The sequence below is a fragment of the Stutzerimonas stutzeri genome, from assembly GCF_009789555.1.
GTDB classification, from domain to species: domain Bacteria; phylum Pseudomonadota; class Gammaproteobacteria; order Pseudomonadales; family Pseudomonadaceae; genus Stutzerimonas; species Stutzerimonas stutzeri_R.
In genome coordinates this window covers 3338207-3355831 of the sequence record NZ_CP046902.1, presented here as the reverse complement: position 1 = coordinate 3355831, position 17625 = coordinate 3338207, and the positions used below count along the sequence as shown (strand labels likewise).

15 protein-coding genes are annotated in these 17625 nt (G+C 63.3%); 12 read left to right on the top strand and 3 right to left on the bottom strand.

Annotated elements, in window-relative coordinates; genetic code table 11:
- Positions 1-19 precede the first annotated feature (19 nt).
- Positions 20-1627 carry a carboxyl transferase domain-containing protein gene (locus GQA94_RS15340; protein ID WP_158188831.1) on the bottom strand — a complete coding sequence of 536 codons (1608 nt, stop codon included), beginning with the start codon at positions 1625-1627 and terminating at the stop codon, positions 20-22.
- A 141-nt stretch (positions 1628-1768) separates the two neighbouring features.
- Positions 1769-2932, bottom strand: coding sequence for an isovaleryl-CoA dehydrogenase (locus GQA94_RS15335; RefSeq protein WP_158188830.1), 1164 nt, complete (start codon positions 2930-2932; stop codon positions 1769-1771).
- A gap of 239 nt (positions 2933-3171) precedes the next feature.
- On the opposite strand from GQA94_RS15335, the gene GQA94_RS15330 reads away from it, so the two are divergent.
- The 8 genes from GQA94_RS15330 (at position 3172) to GQA94_RS15295 (ending at position 11878) form a co-directional block, all read left to right on the top strand.
- Complete coding sequence (locus tag GQA94_RS15330) at positions 3172-4848, top strand: AMP-binding protein (RefSeq protein WP_158188829.1); 1677 nt, start codon at positions 3172-3174, stop codon at positions 4846-4848.
- Between the two features lie 67 nt (positions 4849-4915).
- Positions 4916-5509: a peroxidase-related enzyme gene (locus GQA94_RS15325; RefSeq protein WP_158188828.1), complete on the top strand. Its 594-nt coding sequence runs from the start codon at positions 4916-4918 to the stop codon at positions 5507-5509.
- Between the two features lie 104 nt (positions 5510-5613).
- Positions 5614-6882, top strand: coding sequence for an OprD family porin (locus tag GQA94_RS15320; RefSeq protein ID WP_158188827.1), 1269 nt, complete (start codon positions 5614-5616; stop codon positions 6880-6882).
- Positions 6883-7127: 245 nt separating this feature from the next.
- The gene (locus GQA94_RS15315; RefSeq protein WP_158188826.1) at positions 7128-7901 is read left to right on the top strand and encodes an ABC transporter ATP-binding protein; all 774 of its coding nucleotides are present in this window, start codon (positions 7128-7130) and stop codon (positions 7899-7901) included.
- Positions 7898-8614, top strand: coding sequence for an ABC transporter ATP-binding protein (locus tag GQA94_RS15310; RefSeq protein ID WP_158188825.1), 717 nt, complete (start codon positions 7898-7900; stop codon positions 8612-8614). The genes GQA94_RS15315 and GQA94_RS15310 overlap by 4 nt, the downstream gene beginning before the upstream one ends.
- Positions 8615-8696: 82 nt before the next feature.
- Positions 8697-9911 (top strand): ABC transporter substrate-binding protein, encoded by a 1215-nt coding sequence (locus GQA94_RS15305; protein WP_158188824.1) that lies wholly within the window; start codon positions 8697-8699, stop codon positions 9909-9911.
- A 66-nt stretch (positions 9912-9977) separates the two neighbouring features.
- Positions 9978-10865: a branched-chain amino acid ABC transporter permease gene (locus GQA94_RS15300; RefSeq protein ID WP_158188823.1), complete on the top strand. Its 888-nt coding sequence runs from the start codon at positions 9978-9980 to the stop codon at positions 10863-10865.
- A 2-nt stretch (positions 10866-10867) separates the two neighbouring features.
- A complete protein-coding gene (locus GQA94_RS15295; RefSeq protein WP_158188822.1) occupies positions 10868-11878 on the top strand; it encodes a branched-chain amino acid ABC transporter permease in 1011 nt (336 codons plus the stop codon).
- A gap of 741 nt (positions 11879-12619) precedes the next feature.
- On the opposite strand, the gene GQA94_RS15290 is transcribed toward GQA94_RS15295, so the two are convergent.
- On the bottom strand, positions 12620-13396 hold the full coding sequence (locus GQA94_RS15290; protein WP_158188821.1) for an enoyl-CoA hydratase: 777 nt from the start codon (positions 13394-13396) through the stop codon (positions 12620-12622).
- Between the two features lie 171 nt (positions 13397-13567).
- On the opposite strand from GQA94_RS15290, the gene GQA94_RS15285 reads away from it, so the two are divergent.
- From GQA94_RS15285 to GQA94_RS15270, 4 genes are all read left to right on the top strand, one after another.
- Entirely contained in the window at positions 13568-14458 is an 891-nt protein-coding gene (locus tag GQA94_RS15285) for a LysR family transcriptional regulator (protein ID WP_158188820.1), read from the top strand.
- On the top strand, positions 14455-15477 hold the full coding sequence (locus GQA94_RS15280) for an AraC family transcriptional regulator (RefSeq protein ID WP_158188819.1): 1023 nt from the start codon (positions 14455-14457) through the stop codon (positions 15475-15477). The genes GQA94_RS15285 and GQA94_RS15280 overlap by 4 nt, the downstream gene beginning before the upstream one ends.
- Positions 15478-15646: 169 nt before the next feature.
- Positions 15647-16414: an SDR family NAD(P)-dependent oxidoreductase gene (locus GQA94_RS15275; RefSeq protein ID WP_158188818.1), complete on the top strand. Its 768-nt coding sequence runs from the start codon at positions 15647-15649 to the stop codon at positions 16412-16414.
- 14 nt (positions 16415-16428) lie between these two features.
- Positions 16429-17616 (top strand): acetyl-CoA C-acyltransferase, encoded by a 1188-nt coding sequence (locus GQA94_RS15270; protein ID WP_158188817.1) that lies wholly within the window; start codon positions 16429-16431, stop codon positions 17614-17616.
- Positions 17617-17625: the final 9 nt, after the last annotated feature.

The following is a 17625-nucleotide window of genomic DNA, read 5'->3' as shown; positions in this document are numbered from 1 at the left end:
CAAGGGGCGTGAGCGAGGCTCACATCCTGAATACGCCAAATCGGGTCGGCTCGATTGGCGCGTTGAGACTGGCTGAGATTGCCAGGCCGAGCAGATCGCGCGTCTGCGCCGGATCAATGACACCGTCGTCCCACAGGCGTGCGCTGGAATAGTACGGATGCCCCTGGCGCTCGTACTGTTCGAGGATCGGCTGCTTGAGCTGAGCCTCATCCTGATCGGTAAAAGCCTGCCCGCTGCGCTCGGCCTGTTCGCGCTTGACCTGTACCAGCACGCCGGCGGCCTGTTCGCCGCCCATCACGCCGATCCGCGCGTTGGGCCACATCCACAGAAAGCGTGGGTCGTAGGCGCGCCCGCACATGCCGTAGTTGCCCGCGCCGAAGCTGCCACCGATGACCACGGTGAACTTCGGCACCTGGGCGCAGGCCACTGCAGTCACCAGCTTGGCGCCGTGCTTGGCGATGCCGCCGGTTTCGTATTTCTGGCCAACCATGAAGCCGGTAATGTTCTGCAGGAACAGCAGGGGAATGCCGCGCTGGCAGGCCAGTTCGATGAAGTGCGCGCCTTTTTGAGCGGCTTCGGCGAAGAGGATGCCGTTGTTGGCGAGGATCGCAATCGGGTAGCCGTGCAGATGAGCAAAACCGCAGACGAGCGTCGTGCCGAACAGCGCCTTGAACTCGTCGAACTCGCTGCCGTCCACCAGCCGCGCGATGACCTCCCGCACGTCATAGGGTTGCTTGGATTGTGCCGGGACCACGCCGTACAAGTCTTCGACCGGGTAGATCGGGGGCTGCGGCTGGCGTGCCTGAAGTTGGCCCTTCTTGCGCCAGTTCAAGTTGGCCACGCAACGCCGCGCGATGGCCAGGGCGTGCTCGTCGTTTTCGGCGTAATGGTCGGCCACGCCGGACACCTTGCAATGCACGTCGGCGCCGCCCAGGTCCTCGGCGGTCACCACCTCGCCGGTGGCGGCTTTGACCAGCGGCGGGCCGGCGAGAAAGATCGTCGCCTGGTTGCGCACCATGATGGTCTCGTCCGCCATCGCCGGCACGTAGGCACCGCCCGCGGTGCAGGAGCCCATCACCACGGCGAGCTGCGGGATGCCCATGGCGCTCATGTTGGCCTGGTTGAAGAAGATGCGACCGAAATGTTCGCGGTCCGGGAAGACCTCGTCCTGACGGGGCAGGTTGGCGCCTCCGGAATCGACCAGATAGACGCAGGGCAGGCGATTCTGCTGAGCGATGGCCTGGGCGCGCAGGTGTTTTTTGACCGTAAGCGGATAATAGCTGCCGCCTTTTACCGTGGCATCGTTGGCGATGATCATGCATTCGATGCCTTCGACCCGACCGATGCCGGCGACGAGACCAGCGGCGGCAACCGCTTCGCCGTACACCTCGTACGCGGCCAGTGGGGCGATCTCGAGAAAGGCTGAGCCAGGGTCCAGGAGTGCGTTGATGCGATCGCGCACCAGCAGCTTGCCGCGCGCGACATGACGCTGCTGGGCCTTCACGCCACCGCCCTCGCAGATACGGCCGAGCAGGTCTTGAAGGCTGTGTACCTGCTCGAGCATGGCCGCGCTGTTAGCGGCATACTCCGGCGAGCGGGTGTTGATCTGGGTGTTCAGGATGGCCATGGTTCGGCTCCGGTTCAATCCGTGGGTGGATGCGCTCTGTCCGGTAGGTCGGGGCCCGGCGACGTTGCGCTGTAGCCCATCGCCCTGCAGGGAAGGCGGGCCAGGGCCCACCTGTCGCGTTCGCCGCCAACGTCGCGCCTGTCATTTGCTTTCGTTGAACAGCTCGCGACCGATCAGCATCCGGCGGATCTCGCTGGTGCCCGCGCCGATCTCGTAGAGCTTGGCGTCACGCAGCAGGCGGCCGGTCGGGAATTCGTTGATGTAGCCATTGCCGCCGAGAATCTGGATCGCCTGCAGCGCCATCTGGGTGGCCGCTTCGGCGGTATAGAGGATCACCCCAGCGGCATCCTTGCGGGTCGTTTCGGCACGATCGCACGCCTGGGCGACGGTATACAGATACGCCCGGCTGGCGTTGAGCTGGGTGTACATGTCGGCGACCTTGCCCTGGATGAACTGGAATTCGCCGATGCTCTGGCCGAACTGTTTGCGGTCATGGATGTAGGGCACGACCACGTCCAGGCACGCTTGCATGATGCCCACCGGTCCCCCGGCCAGGACCACGCGTTCATAGTCCAGTCCGCTCATCAGAACCTTGACGCCGCCATTCTCGACGCCCAGCACGTTTTCTTCCGGCACCTCTACGTCATCGAAGAACAGCTCGCAGGTGTTGGAGCCGCGCATGCCGAGCTTGTCGAACTTGTTGCCGCGCGAGAAGCCCTTCCAGTCGCGCTCGACGATGAACGCGGTGATGCCATGCGCACCCTTGTCCGGATCGGTCTTGGCATAGATCACGTAGGTGTTGGCGTCCGGGCCGTTGGTGATCCAGGTCTTGCTGCCGTTGAGCACGAAGCGGTCACCCTTGCGGTCGGCGCGCAACTTCATCGAGACCACATCGGAGCCGGCGTTCGGCTCGCTCATCGCCAGTGCGCCGATGTGCTCGCCGGAAACCAGCCTGGGCAGGTAACGGGCCTTCTGCTCGGGACTGCCGTTGCGGTTGATCTGATTGACGCAAAGGTTGGAGTGAGCGCCATAGGACAGGCCGACCGACGCCGAGCCGCGGCTGATCTCCTCGAGCGCGATGACGTGCGCCAGGTAACCCATGCCGGCGCCGCCATATTCCTCGTCTATGGTGATACCGAGCAGGCCCATGTCGCCGAACTTTCGCCACATGTCGTGGGGAAAGAGGTTGTCGCGGTCGATGGCTTCGGCACGCGGGGCCAGTTCGCCGGCAACGAAACCGCGTACCTGATCGCGCAACATGTCGACGGTTTCGCCAAGGGCAAAGTTGAGGCCGGAATAGTTCATGTCGCCACCTGCTTGTCTTGTCATTGTTCTGGTCGTCGATGCCGCGCCAGCGAACACTGATTTCGCCTGGCTGTCGGCCTCGCTCCTGGTGCATTCCGACACTGCTTTCAGTGTGGGGTGCGGTGGGTTGTCACGCTGTTACCTTTACGTTAACGTAACCAATGCCCGGAATGACTGTCAACTCTCCAGCGCCCCGGGAAGCAAGGCCTCATAACAAACATAAGACTGAGGAGATCGACATGAGTCTTCCGAGCTATACCTGCGGACCGCAGAGCAAACCCTTGTTGGCGATGACTATTGGTGCGGCGTTCGACCGGACGGTCGAACGATTCTGCGACCGTGAGGCCTTGGTCGTGCGTCACCAGAACCTGCGCTACACCTGGAAGCAGCTGGCCGAGCAGGTAGACCGCTGCGCACGCGGCCTGCTGGCGCTTGGTCTGCAGCCCGGGGAGCGGTTGGGTATCTGGTCGCCGAACAACGCGCAGTGGTGCATCGCCCAGCTGGCCAGTGCCAAGGTCGGCGTCGTGTTGGTCAACATCAACCCGGCCTATCGCCTCAACGAACTCGAATATGCACTCAAGCAGTCCGGCTGCCGCTGGCTGATCTGCGCCGATGCGTTCAAGACGTCCGACTACCATGCGATGCTCCATGAGCTGCTACCGGAGCTTGAGCGTTCGGCCATCGGCGCCTTGCAGAGCCATATGCTGCCGGAGCTGCGCGGGGTGATCAGCCTGTGCGATACGCCGGTGGACGGCATGTTGCTGTGGCGCGGCCTGTTGGACATGGCTGAACAGGTAGGCCCGGAGCAATTGCGTCAATGCAGCGAGCAATTGCAGTTCGACGACCCGATCAACATCCAGTACACCTCGGGCACCACGGGTTTCCCCAAGGGTGCCACCCTCAGCCACTACAACATTCTCAACAACGGCTATATGGTCGGTGAAAGCCTGAGGCTCACCGAGCACGACCGGCTGGTGATCCCGGTGCCGCTTTATCACTGCTTCGGCATGGTGATGGGCAATCTCGGCTGCGTCACCCATGGCACCACCATGATCTATCCGAGCGCTGCGTTCGAGCCGCTGGCGGCGTTGCAGGCGGCGGCGGAGGAGAAGGCCACCGGCTTGTACGGCGTGCCCACCATGTTCATCGCGATGCTCGACCATCCCGAGCGACCCTCGCTGGATTTGAGTCACCTGCGCACGGGCATCATGGCGGGCTCCACGTGCCCGATCGAAATCATGAAGCGGGTCATCGACGAAATGCACCTGAGCGAGATGCAGATCGCCTACGGCATGACCGAAACCAGCCCGGTGTCCACCCAGACGGCGGCCGACGACGATCTGGCGCGGCGGGTGACCAGCGTCGGTCGAACCCAGCCGCATCTGGAAAGCAAGGTCGTCGACGAGCACAACCGGATCGTTGCACGCGGGCAGATCGGCGAGCTTTGCACGCGCGGGTACAGCGTCATGCTGGGCTATTGGAACAACCCCGAAGCGACCGCTTCGGCCATCGATGGCGCGCGCTGGATGCACACCGGCGACCTGGCCATCATGGATGACGACGGCTACCTGAAGATCGTCGGGCGCAACAAGGACATGATCATTCGGGGCGGTGAAAACGTGTACCCGCGCGAGATCGAGGAATTCCTCTTCACCCACCCGGCGGTCGCGGACGTGCAGGTGATCGGAGTGCCGGACAAGACCTACGGCGAAGAGATTGTCGCCTGGGTGAAGCTCCATCCGGGGCACGATGCCAGTGCCGATGATCTGCGTGTTTTCTGCAAGGGGCGAATCGCGCATTTCAAGACGCCGCGGCATTTCCGGTTCGTCGATGAATTTCCCATGACCATCAGCGGCAAGGTGCAGAAATTCCGCATGCGTGAAGTCAGCGTCGCCGAACTCGGCCTCGCCGAGTAACGCGGCGCCCGCCGGTCGGGTCCGGCCGCACGCACCTGCCCACATCCGAACGATCCGGAGCCCAGCAATGACCCAATCCATCAGCCGTTTTCCACTCATCGAAGACCTTGCCTCGCTGCCGCAGGATGTCGGCGAGCGAATCCTCGCGGTGCAGGAGAAGGCGGGCTTCGTGCCCAATGTGTTCCTGATGCTGGCTCATCGACCCGATGAGTTTCGTGCGTTTTTCAACTACCACGACGCCCTCATGGAGCGTGAATCCGACAGCCTGAGCAAGGCCGAGAAGGAGATGATCGTGGTGGCCGTCAGTGCCGATCACGGCTGTTTGTACTGCGTGGTCGCCCATGGCGCGATTCTGCGAATCCTGGCCAAGGACCCGCTCATCGCCGATCAGGTAGCCGTCAACTACCGCACCGCGCCCATCAGTGAGCGACAACGCGCGATGCTCGATTTTGCCCTTCACCTGGCCGCACGGCGGGGTGTGCTGGATGACGCCTGGCAGGCGCGACTCGAGGCGGTGGGGTTCACGCTGAGCGATATCTGGGACATCGGCTCGATCGCCGCGCTTTTCGGTCTTTCCAATCGCCTGGTTTCGATGGCGCGCACGCCGCCCAACGACGAATTCTATCTGCTGGGCCGCGTGCCCAAGGCTGCCGCTCGTTGAGCGGCAGCGACCGGTTTACCGCATGAGGCGGTAAAACCAGATCCGGCAGGAGCGAGGTCGGGTCTGCAGTTGCATCAACCATGACAATAACAAGAGAGATGACTATGCACCTGAAACCCCTAAGCCGTTTCTTCGTCTTCAGCAGCGTGGCGGTTACTGCGTTGGGCGCGTCCGCGACGGCATCCGCTGCCTTTTTCGACGACAGCAAGGCCGCCGTCGAGCTGCGCAACTTCTACATGAACCGCGACTTCAGAACCGGGACCGGGCAGGCCAAGGCCGAGGAGTGGGCCCAGGGCTTCATCCTGAAAATGGAATCGGGCTACACCGAGGGGCCTGTGGGCTTTGGCATCGATGCCCTCGGCTTGCTCGGCGTAAAACTCGACTCCAGCCCGGATCGTAGCGGTACCGGCATCCTTCAGCGGGACCGCGAAGCGCCCAATCGCGCCCAGGACGACTACGGCTCGGCGGGCCTGACGGCCAAGGCGAAACTGTCCAACAGCACCCTGCACGTCGGTACCCTGCAGCCGGTGCTGCCGGTCATCATGCGCAACGACAGCCGGTTGCTGCCCAACACCTATCGCGGCGCCTGGCTGCAGAGCAAGGAGGTCGAAGGACTCACGCTCGATCTCGGCAAGCTCGACCGGGTCAACTATCGGGACTCTTCGGATAACGAGGAAATGACCGTCTTCAACGGCGGGCGCCGCAACATCACCTTCGGCAACAGGACCACCAGCGACGAGTTCCTGTTCGCTGGCGGTCGCTACCAGTTCACGCCCGAGTTGACTGGCAGCTATTACTACGGCGGACTGGACGGCATCTACGACCAGCACAATATCAACCTGGTGCATGTGCTGCCGATCGGCGACAAGCAGAGCTTCAAGACCGACCTGCGCTACGTGCGCTCGACCGATGACGGCGGCAGCAACGTCGACAACAATGCCTTCGGTGCGATCTTCACCTACCGGCTCGGCGGGCACGGGTTCACCGGCGGTTACCAGAAAATGAGCGGCGACACCGGCTTCGCGTACATAAACGGCGGTGATAACGCGCTGATCAATCTCTTGCAGATCAATGACTTCGGTAACCAAGATGAGAAGTCATGGCAAGTTCGTTACGACTATGACTTCGCCGCCATGGGCATTCCCGGCCTGAGCCTGATGACCCGCTACGTAACCGGCGATAACGTCGACCGCGGCGCAGGCCTGAGCGAAGGCAAGGAATGGGAACGCGACACCGACATCGCCTACGTCATCCAGAGCGGTCCGCTGAAGAACCTGGGCATGAAGGTGCGAAACGCGACGGTGCGCAGTAACTTCGGCGCCGATCTCGACGAAACGCGTCTGATCCTGAGCTACACGCTGGCGCTGTGGTAAGGCCAGCGGCCTGACGCGAACCCTCCTCGTTGATCTTTTTGCCGGGCCCCTGTGGCCCGGTTTTTTTAAGCTACCTTCAATGGGGTTGTCGCCTTATCACGCCCTGATCAGAGGCCGTTCGGATCAAGCGATCGTTTGAAATTGAAGCTTGCCTGGTGCCGTGGGCGGTTGTTATCGTTTACGTAAAGGTCACCCGGCGACCTGCGCCATAACCAACAACAATAATCAAGGTTAGAGGGCACCCAATGGAACCAGAGTTCGTGCTGGAAACGCGCGGTCTGACCAAGGAGTTTCGCGGCTTCACCGCGGTGGATTCCGTCGACCTGCGGGTACAGACAGGACATATCCATGCCTTGATCGGCCCCAACGGCGCCGGCAAGACCACGGTATTCAATCTCCTCACCAAATTCCTCACGCCCACTCGGGGCGACATCGTCTATCGCGGCAAGCCGATCACGTCGATGAAGGCCAATGAAATCGCCCGCCTGGGCCTTGTGCGGTCGTTCCAGATATCAGCGGTGTTCGGTCACATGACCGTGCTGGAAAACGTGCGCGTCGCCTTGCAGCAGAAGCTTGGCAACTCCTACCACTTCTGGAAATCCGAGCGAACCCTGCGCGAGCTGGACGATCGCGCCTTGCAATTGCTCGCGGACGTGGAACTCGAGTCCTTTGCCCAGACGCTCGCCATCGAATTGCCGTACGGACGCAAGCGTGCATTGGAGCTGGCCACCACGCTGGCGCTGGATCCGGTCGTGCTGCTGCTCGACGAGCCGACCCAGGGCATGGGCGGCGAAGATGTCGACATGGTGGTCGCCCTGGTTCGCCGCGCCGCCGTGGATCGCACGGTTTTGATGGTCGAGCACAACCTCAGCGTGGTCAGCCGCCTGTGCGACCGTATCACCGTGCTGGCGCGCGGCTCGGTCCTGGCCGAGGGCGATTATGAAACCGTCTCGGCCAACGCTCAGGTACGCGAAGCCTATATGGGCAGCGAAGCGGCCACGGCAGAGGTGCACCCATGACGCCCACGGCCGATCGTGACCAGCTGCGGCTGGATGACCTGCACGCATTCTATGGCGAGTCTCACATCCTTCATGGCGTCGATCTGGTCGTCGGACGGGGCGAGCTCGTCACGCTGCTGGGCCGCAACGGTTCGGGCCGCAGCACCACACTGCGCGCGATCATGAACATGGTCGGGCGGCGTACCGGCTCCATCGTGATCAACGGTAACGAAACCATCGGCCTTCCCGCCTACCAGATCCCGCGGCTCGGGGTCGGTTACTGCCCGGAAGAACGCGGCATTTTTTCCAGCCTCAGCGTCGAGGAAAATCTGCTGTTGCCGCCGACGGTGCGTAGCGGCGGCATGGGGCTGGACGAGCTGTACGAGATGTTCCCCAATCTGTACGAGCGCCGTTTCAGCCAGGGCACTCGCTTGTCCGGTGGCGAGCAGCAGATGCTGGCCATGGCGCGCATCCTGCGCACCGGCGCGAACCTGCTGTTGCTCGACGAAATCACCGAAGGCCTGGCGCCGGTGATCGTACAGAAGCTCGGCGAGGTCCTGATCAAGCTGAAGAAGCGAGGACTGACCATCGTTCTGGTGGAGCAGAACTTCCGGTTCGCCGCGCCCTTGGCCGATCGCCATTACGTGATGGAACACGGACAGATCATCGAGGAAATCAGCGCCGCCGAACTGGATTCGAAAAAGGCGTTTTTGAATAGCTGTCTGGGGGTCTGACGGCCCTTTTTCGTCAGGAAGCCTGCCGGTTCGAAGTGCACACCGGTGAGTACAACAACAAAAACAATCACAGTGAGTGAATATGAAAACCATCAAGAAAACCGCATCCGCCGTTCTGGTTTCCAGCATGATCGCCGGACTCGCGCAGGCCGAAATCAGCAACGACGAAATCCGTATCGGTTATCTGGCCGACATGTCCGGCACCTACCGCGACCTGTCCGGCCCCGGCGGCCTCGAAGCCCTGAAAATGGCGATCGAGGATTTCGGGGGCGCGGTCGACGGCAAGAAAATCGTGACCTTTAATGCCGACGATCTGAACAAGCCCGACGTCGGCGCCAACACCGTGCGGCAGTGGATCGACGAGCGCAACGTCGACATGGTGACCGGCATGGTGGCCAGTTCCGTGGTGCTCGCGGCCAGCAAAGTGGTGGAGCAGGGCGGCAAGCTGGCGCTGATCTCCGGCGCAGCCGCATCGAGCATCACCAATGAATTCTGCTCGCCCAACCATATTCACTGGACCTACGATACCTTCGCGCTGGCCAACGGCACGGCCAACGCGGTGCTCAAGGATGGCGGCAAGAGCTGGTTCATCCTGACCGCCGACTACGCCTTCGGGCATGCCATGGAGGCCGATATCAAGAAAGTCGTGGAGGCCGAGGGGGGTAGCGTGGTTGGCGCGGTACGCCATCCGTTCCCGAGCAGCGATTTCTCCTCCTACATCCTTCAGGCCCAGGGCTCCGGTGCCGAAGTGGTTGCGCTGGCCAACGCCGGCGCCGATACGGTCAATTCGCTGAAGACCGCCAGTGAGTTCGGTGTGACTCAGTCCGGCCAGCGCCTGGCCGGCATGGTGGTGTTCCTCAACGACATCCACGCCATGGGCCTGGAAGTCACCCAGGGGCTGATGCTGACCACTGGCTGGTATTGGGACATGAACGAAGAGAGCCGCGCATGGGCCAAGCGTTATGAGGAACGCATGGGCAGCATGCCGACCATGGTCCACGCGGGTATCTATTCGGCCACCACCCATTACCTGAACGCCGTGAAGGCGACCGGCAGCGACGACACCGAAACCGTTCGCGCACAGATGGCCAAGACCCCGGTCAACGACATGTTCGCCAAGAACGGCACGATCCGCGAGGACGGGCGCATGGTGCATGACATGTACCTGGTACAGGTCAAGACCCCTGCCGAATCCAAGGGGGAGTGGGACCTTTACAAGGTCATCAGCACCATTCCAGGCGATCAGGCCTTCCGTCCGCTTTCAGAGAGTCAGTGCAAGCTGGTCAGTGGGAACTGACAACCTGAACCGAGCCATTCCCCGGCCGCAGGCCGGGGCGACACGGACATTTCTGGGTAGCGAATCATGACTCTTGTTTTCGGCGTCCCCCTGAGCGTTCTCCTAGGGCAACTGTTGCTCGGTCTGATCAACGGGTCGTTCTACGCGCTGCTGAGCCTTGGTCTGGCGATCATCTTCGGTCTGCTGAGGATCATCAATTTCGCCCATGGGGCCCAGTACATGCTCGGCGCCTTCGCCGCGTTCCTCGGCCTGAACTACCTGGGCATCAATTACTGGGCTGCGCTGCTGCTGTCGCCGCTGCTGGTCGGGCTACTGGGCGTGATGATCGAGCGCGGCCTGCTGCGGCGCATTGCCGGTGAGGACCACCTGTACGGTCTGCTGCTGACCTTTGGCCTGGCGCTGATCGTGGAGGGCAGTTTCGTCAAGCTGTTCGGCGTCTCGGGGTCGTCCTATCCGATGCCGGAAATGCTCAAGGGCGGGCACAACCTGGGTTTCATGTTCCTGCCCACGTACCGTGGCTGGGTCATCGTCGCGGCGCTGACGGTGTGTTTCGCCACCTGGTACATGATCGAGCGGACCCGCCTGGGCTCCTATCTGCGCGCCGGCACCGAAAACCCCAGGCTCATGCAGGCATTCGGCATCAACGTGCCGCTGCTGATCACCTTGACCTATGGGTACGGCGTCGCACTGGCCGCCTTTGCCGGCGTGCTGGCAGCGCCGATCTACGCGGTGACGCCCGGCATGGGGTCGAACCTGCTGATCGTGGTGTTCGCGGTGGTGGTGATCGGCGGCATGGGTTCGATCATGGGCGCGATCATCACCGGTCTGGCCATGGGGCTGATCGAGGGTCTGACCAAGGTGTTCTATCCGGAGGCGGCAAACACGGTGATCTTCGTGATCATGGTACTGGTCCTGCTCGTTCGTCCCGCAGGTCTGTTCGGTAAGGAGGCGTGAACATGTCGACTCAACAAAGCGTTCCAGCATCGCCGATGAGCCTGCGCGCCAATGCCGAACGCGAGCGCCGCCGCGCCGCGCTTCGCCGCAAGTACGTGTTCTACATGGTGCTGCTGGGGTTGGCATTGGTCGCGCCGATGATGATCTACCCCGTGTTCCTGATGAAACTGCTGTGCTTCGCGCTGTTCGCCTGCGCTTTCAACCTGCTGTTGGGCTATGCCGGGCTGCTGTCGTTCGGGCATGCGGCATTCTTTGCCTGCGGCGGCTACATCACCGGCTATATGCTCAGCCACTACAGTGGCCTGAGTACCGAGCTGGGTATCCTGGCCGGCACGCTGGCCTCGACGGTGCTGGGGCTGGTCTTCGGACTGCTTGCGATTCGCCGGCAGGGCATCTACTTCGCGATGATCACCCTGGCACTGGCCCAGATGGCCTTTTTCGTATTCGTGCAGGCGCCGTTCACTGGCGGTGAAAACGGTATGCAAGGGGTGCCGCGCGGACACCTGCTGGGCCTGTTCGATATGCGCAACAACATGGCGCTGTATTACTTCGTGCTGGCGGTGTTCGTGTTCGGTTTCGCGATCATCCAGCGCACCATCCATTCACCTTACGGCCAGGTGCTCAAGGCGATTCGCGAGAACGAACCCCGAGCGATATCGCTCGGCTACAACGTCGACGCGCACAAGCTATTGGCCTTCGTCATCTCCGCTGCACTGACCGGACTGGCCGGCTCGACCAAGACCGTGGTGTTCCAGCTTGCCTCGTTGACCGACGCGCACTGGCACATGTCCGGCGAAGTGATCCTGATGACCCTGCTGGGCGGAGTGGGCACCATCCTCGGACCTATCGTGGGCGCGACCGTGGTGGTGACGCTGCAGAGCTCGCTGTCGAACGGCCCGCTGGGCGAGTGGGTACACGTGATCCTGGGCGTGATCTTCGTGCTGTGCGTCCTGCTGTTCCGGTCCGGGATCGTGGGTTGGCTGGAACGGCTGATCAAGCGGAATTTCAAATAACGAGACGCCGGTTGCTTTCGCCGCGGGGCGCGCCTCCTACAAGAGCGCGGGGGGTGGACTGATCGAGCACGGCTGCTGCCTGGCTTGTGTGGGAGGCCCGACCCGGGGCGACGCTTTTTAGAAGCAGGGCAGCCCGGTGGGCTGCTTTCGCCGCGGGGCGCGCCTCCCACAAGAGCAGGGCGGTGCGGGGGCTGGACTGATCGAGCACAGCTGCTGCCTGGCTTGTGTGGGAGGCCCGACCCGGGGCGAAGCTTTTTTGGAAGCAGGGCAGCCCGGTGGGCTGCCTTCGCCGCGGGGGCGCGCCTCCTACAAGAGCGCGGGGGGCGGACTGATCGGGCACCGCTGCTGCCTGGCTTGTGTGGGAGGCCCGACCCCGGGGCGAAGCTTTTTAGAAGCAGGGCAGCCCGGTGGGCTGCTTTCGCCGCGGGGGCGCGCCTCCCACAAGAGCGCGGGGGGTGGACTGATTCGAGCACAGCTGCTGCTTGGCTTGTGTGGGAGGCGCGACCCCGGGGCGAAGTTTTTTTGAAGCAGGGCAGCCCGGTGGGCTGCTTTCGCCGCGGGGCGCGCCTCCCACAAGAGCAGGTCGGTGCGGGGCTGGATTGATTCGAGCACGGCTGCTGCTTGGCTTGTGTGGGAGGCCCGACTCGGGGCGAAGCTTTTAGAAGCAGGGCAGCCCGGTGGGCTGCTTCGCCGCGGGGGCGCGCCTCCCACAAGAGCAGAGCGGTGTGGGAGGGCGTCGTTTCAGGCGTTGCGCCAACTGGGGCGGCGTTTTTCGAGGAAGGCATTGACGCCTTCTTTCTGATCCTGGGTGTCGAACAGTTCCGCGAACAGTTCACGTTCACCGGCCCAGCCCGCGAGATGAGTGTCGTTGCGCGCGGTCATCACCAGTCGCTTGCAACGGCTGACGGAGGAGGGACTTTGTGCGCTCACGCCTTCGGCAAGCTTGAGCGCCGCCTGGAGAGATTGGCCGCGTGGCACGACCTCCTCGACGAGCCCGATCTTTTCGGCTCGCTGCGCGTCGATGCGTTCGCCGCACAGGATCATGCGCTTGGCCCAGCCTTCGCCCACCAGCCATGGCAGGTTCTGGGTGCCGCCCGCGCAGGGCAGCAGGCCAACGCTGGCTTCCGGAAGCGCCATTTGCGCCTGATCTTCTGCGATGCGGATGTCGCAGGCCAGTGCGCATTCCAGGCCCCCGCCCATGGCGTACCCGTTGATGGCCGCGATGGACACGCCGCGAAATCGCGTCAGCGCGCCGAAGGCCTCACCGAAGAGTTCGGACACGTCCCGCGCGGCGGTCTTGTCACCCTCGGCGAATTGCCTGAGATCGGCACCGGCCGAGAAGAATTTGTCTCCCTGGCCGGTGATCACCAGCGCGTACACGTTCGGATCATCGTCAAGCTGTCCGATCAGGCGCTGCAGCAACGCCAGCGACTCACGGTCCCAGGTATTGGCCGGTGGGTTGGCGATGGTCAGCAGGGCGGTGTGGTCACGCATTTCGAGCTGGATCTTCTCGCTCATGTCGGTTCCTTCTTGTTGGAATGCCGCGCACGCCGGGAGGCGGCAAGGGTTCGATGAACGAGCCTAGCAGCGTAAAAATAGTAAACACATGCGATTTGATGCAGAGGTATTCTGTTTTTTTGCACAAGCGGACCGTTTGGCCGCTCGCTGACCATATGGATGGAGCCTGCGATGGATTGGGACAATCTGCGTTTCTTTCTCGAATTGGCGCGCGCGGGCAAACTGACCATTGCCGCGCGGCGGCTGGCGGTCGATCACACGACCGTCGCGCGACGGGTTCAGGCATTGGAGAAGGTGCTGGACCGGCAACTGTTCATCCGCGCCAAGGCCGGTTACCGGCTGTCTGAAGCCGGCCGCGAATTGCTCGCCCAGGCCGAGGCCATGGAAAGCGCCATCGCCTCCATCGAGCAGCCGAGCCTGGCCGCCGACAAGCTTTCAGGGCAGGTGCGTATCGGTGCGACCGAAGGGTATGGAACGTTGATGCTGGCCGGGCAATTGGCCCACCTGACCCGCGATTACCCGCACCTGGGCGTCGACCTGCTGGCCGTTCCGCGCTCGGTGCGCCTGGCACGGCACGAAGCGGACATCGTCATTACCCTGGAGCGGCCGGAGCGCGGCCCCTATGTCATCACCAAACTCACCGACTATGTGTTGCGGCTCTATGCCGCTGAGACCTATCTTGCGCAGCACCCGCCGATTCGTAGCCGTGAAGACCTGAGCCGTCACGTGTTCGTCAGTTATATCGAGGACCTGCTTTACAGCAAGGAGCTGTTCTACCTCGACGAGATTGTCCGTCCCCGCCAGCACTCGTTGCGCAGCACCAGCATCCTGGCCCAGCAGGAGGCCGTTGCCGCCGGGGCAGGGCTGGCTATCCTGCCGGCGTTCTCCGCCAGCAAGGAGCCGTTGCTCAAGGAGGTGCTGGTGGATGAAATCGAGTTCACCCGCACGTTCTGGATGCTGATGCCGGTCGAGAACAAGGACCTTGCACGGATGCGTGTGTGCTGGGACTTCCTGCGCGAGGTCGCCGCCAGCAGCCAGGACCTGATGATGGGGCGAGCATGAACCGCGAAGGCAAGGGGACGATCTCGGTTCAGTTGGTGCATGAGGCCTTGCAGGGGTTTTCCACGCCGGCGCGGCCCGCTCGTTCACTGCTCGATGGCCTCGGTCTTGCGCCGATCGATCTGGACGACCCCGAGGCGCGGGTCGATGTGACGGAGTACAGCCGGCTCTGGCGGCGACTGGCGCGGCATTTCGATGATGAGTTTTTCGGCATGGATGCGCGGCGAATGCGAGTCGGCAGCTTTGCCTTCGTCTGTCGCGCGGCCATGGCGCAACCGACGCTGGGCAATGCGATACAGATGGCGCTGGCGTTCTTCGGCCTGACCTTCGAGGGCTTTCGCGGTGAATTGCACCGTAGCGAGAGCCTGGCTGAGATCGTGCTGCTGGAGCGGGCGGGTTCGCCGCCGTCGCGGGCATTCACTTACTTTACGTTCTGGATGTTGCTGCACGGCCTGATGTGCTGGCTGGTCGGCCGGCGAATCCCGTTGCTGGCCGTGGAGCTGCGCTGCGAGGAGCCGGTCTATACCGACGATTATCGCGTGATGTTTTCGGACAATCTGCGGTTTTCCCGCTCCATCACCCGTCTCATCTTTGCCGCACAGGTGCTGGACCTTCCGGTACGCCGCAGCGAGGCCGAGCTGCAGGTGTTTCTGGCGCAGGCGCCGGCGAACATTCTGGTCAGGTACCGAGACGAGACCAGCCTGGCCAGCCGAATCAAGACGACGTTGCGCGGCTTGCCAGCCGAACAGTGGCCTACCAGCGATGCCCTGGCTCGGACGCTCTGCGTCTCACCGTCGACCCTGCGCCGTCGGCTGGCCGAAGCGGGGCAGCCGTACCAGGCGATCAAGGATCTGGTGCGACAGGAAATGGCGACCTTGTGGTTGGCCGATGCCGCCGTCACCTACGTCGACATCGCCGACCGCCTCGGTTTCGCCGACGTCAGCTCCTTCTACAAGGCGTTTCGCAAGTGGACCGGAACCAATCCGGGGCAGTACCGCAGGCTTATCCTGGGTTCGGTCTAGACTTTGCGCGAGGGTCGGATTGGCCAAAACGGTCAGCCAGTTTGGGAAGAACGACTATTGTCCGCATCCATCGGGCTGATGAAGATACTTGCACAGCGATCGACTCGGCGCCGGCCTTGCCCGCAAGCACCGGCCGAGGCGACCCCGAACGTTTTCGAGAGGGTGCAGCGTGGACATTCAAGACAAGGTTTTCCTGATCACCGGCGGCGCCTCCGGGCTGGGAGCGGCAGCCGCCGAAACACTGATGCTGGCCGGTGCGAAGGTCGTGCTGGCCGATATCAACACCCAATTGTTGAACGAGCGCTGCGAGGCGCTGGGCGCCGACGCGCTGGGCGTGGTCACCAACGTATGTGACGAGGCCGCGGCGAAGGCCGCGGTGAACGCGGCGGTCGAACGGTTCGGCGCTCTCCACGGGCTGGTCAACTGTGCCGGCGTTGCCAGCGGCGAAAAGATCCTGGGCCGGCAGGGTCCGCACGGGCTGGAAAGTTTCGGCCGTGTCATCGGGCTCAACCTGATCGGCAGCTTCAACATGCTGCGTCTGGCGGCCGAAGCCATCGCCCGGCATGAGGCGGATGCCCACGGCAACCGTGGCGTGATCATCAACACCGCGTCCGTCGCGGCCTACGACGGACAGATTGGCCAGGCCGCCTACGCGGCGTCCAAGGGCGGCGTGGTCGCCATGACACTGCCGGCGGCACGTGAGCTGGCGCGTCACGGTATCCGCGTGATGACCATTGCCCCCGGCGTGTTCGAGACGCCGATGATGGCCGGCATGCCTCAGGAGGTCCGCGATTCGCTGGCCGCCGGGGTGCCGTTCCCGCCGCGCCTGGGGCGGGCCAATGAATATGCGGCGCTGGTGCGCCACATCATCGAGAACGACATGCTCAACGGCGAGGTGATCCGTCTGGATGGCGCGCTGCGCATGGCCGCGAAATGAACGGGAGACATATGATGAGCAACGATCCAATCGTGATCCTGGGCAGCGCCCGTACGCCCATGGGCGGTTTTCAGGGTGATCTGAAAAGCCTCAGCGCGCCCGAACTGGGGGCGGCGGCGATTCGCGCGGCGGTCGAGCGTAGCGGTGTCCCCGCTGGCCACGTAGAGGAAGTGCTGATGGGCTGCGTGCTACCCGCTGGTCTCGGCCAGGCGCCGGCACGCCAGGCCGCGCTCGGCGCGGGACTGGGTCAGGCGACTGCGTCCACCACGTTGAACAAGATGTGCGGCTCGGGCATGCAGGCGGCCATCCTCGGCCACGATGCGCTGCGTGCCGGCAGTGTCGACCTGATCGTTGCCGGCGGCATGGAGAGCATGTCCAACGCGCCCTACCTGCTGGAAAAAGCGCGGGGCGGCTACCGCATGGGCCATGGCAAGGTGCTCGACCACATGTTTCTCGATGGCCTCGAGGATGCCTACGACAAGGGGCGCCTGATGGGCACTTTCGCAGAGGACTGCGCGCAGAACCACGGCTTCAGCCGAGAAGAGCAGGACGCCTATGCACTGACGTCGCTGCAGCGTGCGCGGGAGGCGATTTCCAGCGGCCGCTTCGCCAGCGAGATCGTCCCGCTGGAGGTCAGCCAAGGGCGCGAGCAGCGCAGCATTCGTGACGACGAACAGCCGCCCAAGGCGATGCCGGAGAAGATTCCGGCGCTCAAGCCGGCGTTCCGCGACGGCGGTACCGTCACCGCCGCCAATTCCAGCTCGATTTCCGATGGCGCCGCGGCGCTGGTGATGACGCGCCGTTCTTACGCCGACCAGCACGGGCTCAAGCCGCAGGCGGTGATTCATGGGCATGCGGTGTTCGCTGATGCGCCCAACCTGTTCCCGACCGCGCCCATTGGCGCCATTCACAAGCTGCTCGAGCGCACCGGCTGGCGCCTTGATGAGGTCGATCTGTTCGAAATCAACGAAGCCTTCGCCGTGGTCAGCATGGTCACCATGCGCGAGCTGGGCCTGGACCACGCCAGGGTCAACGTCAACGGGGGCGCCTGTGCCCTGGGCCATCCGATCGGCGCGTCGGGTGCACGGATTCTGGTAACGCTGATCGCCGCGTTGCGTGACCGTGGTTTGCGCAGGGGCATCGCGGCCATCTGCATCGGGGGTGGCGAGGCGACCGCCATGGCTGTCGAAGTGCTCGCCTGAGGATCCGCC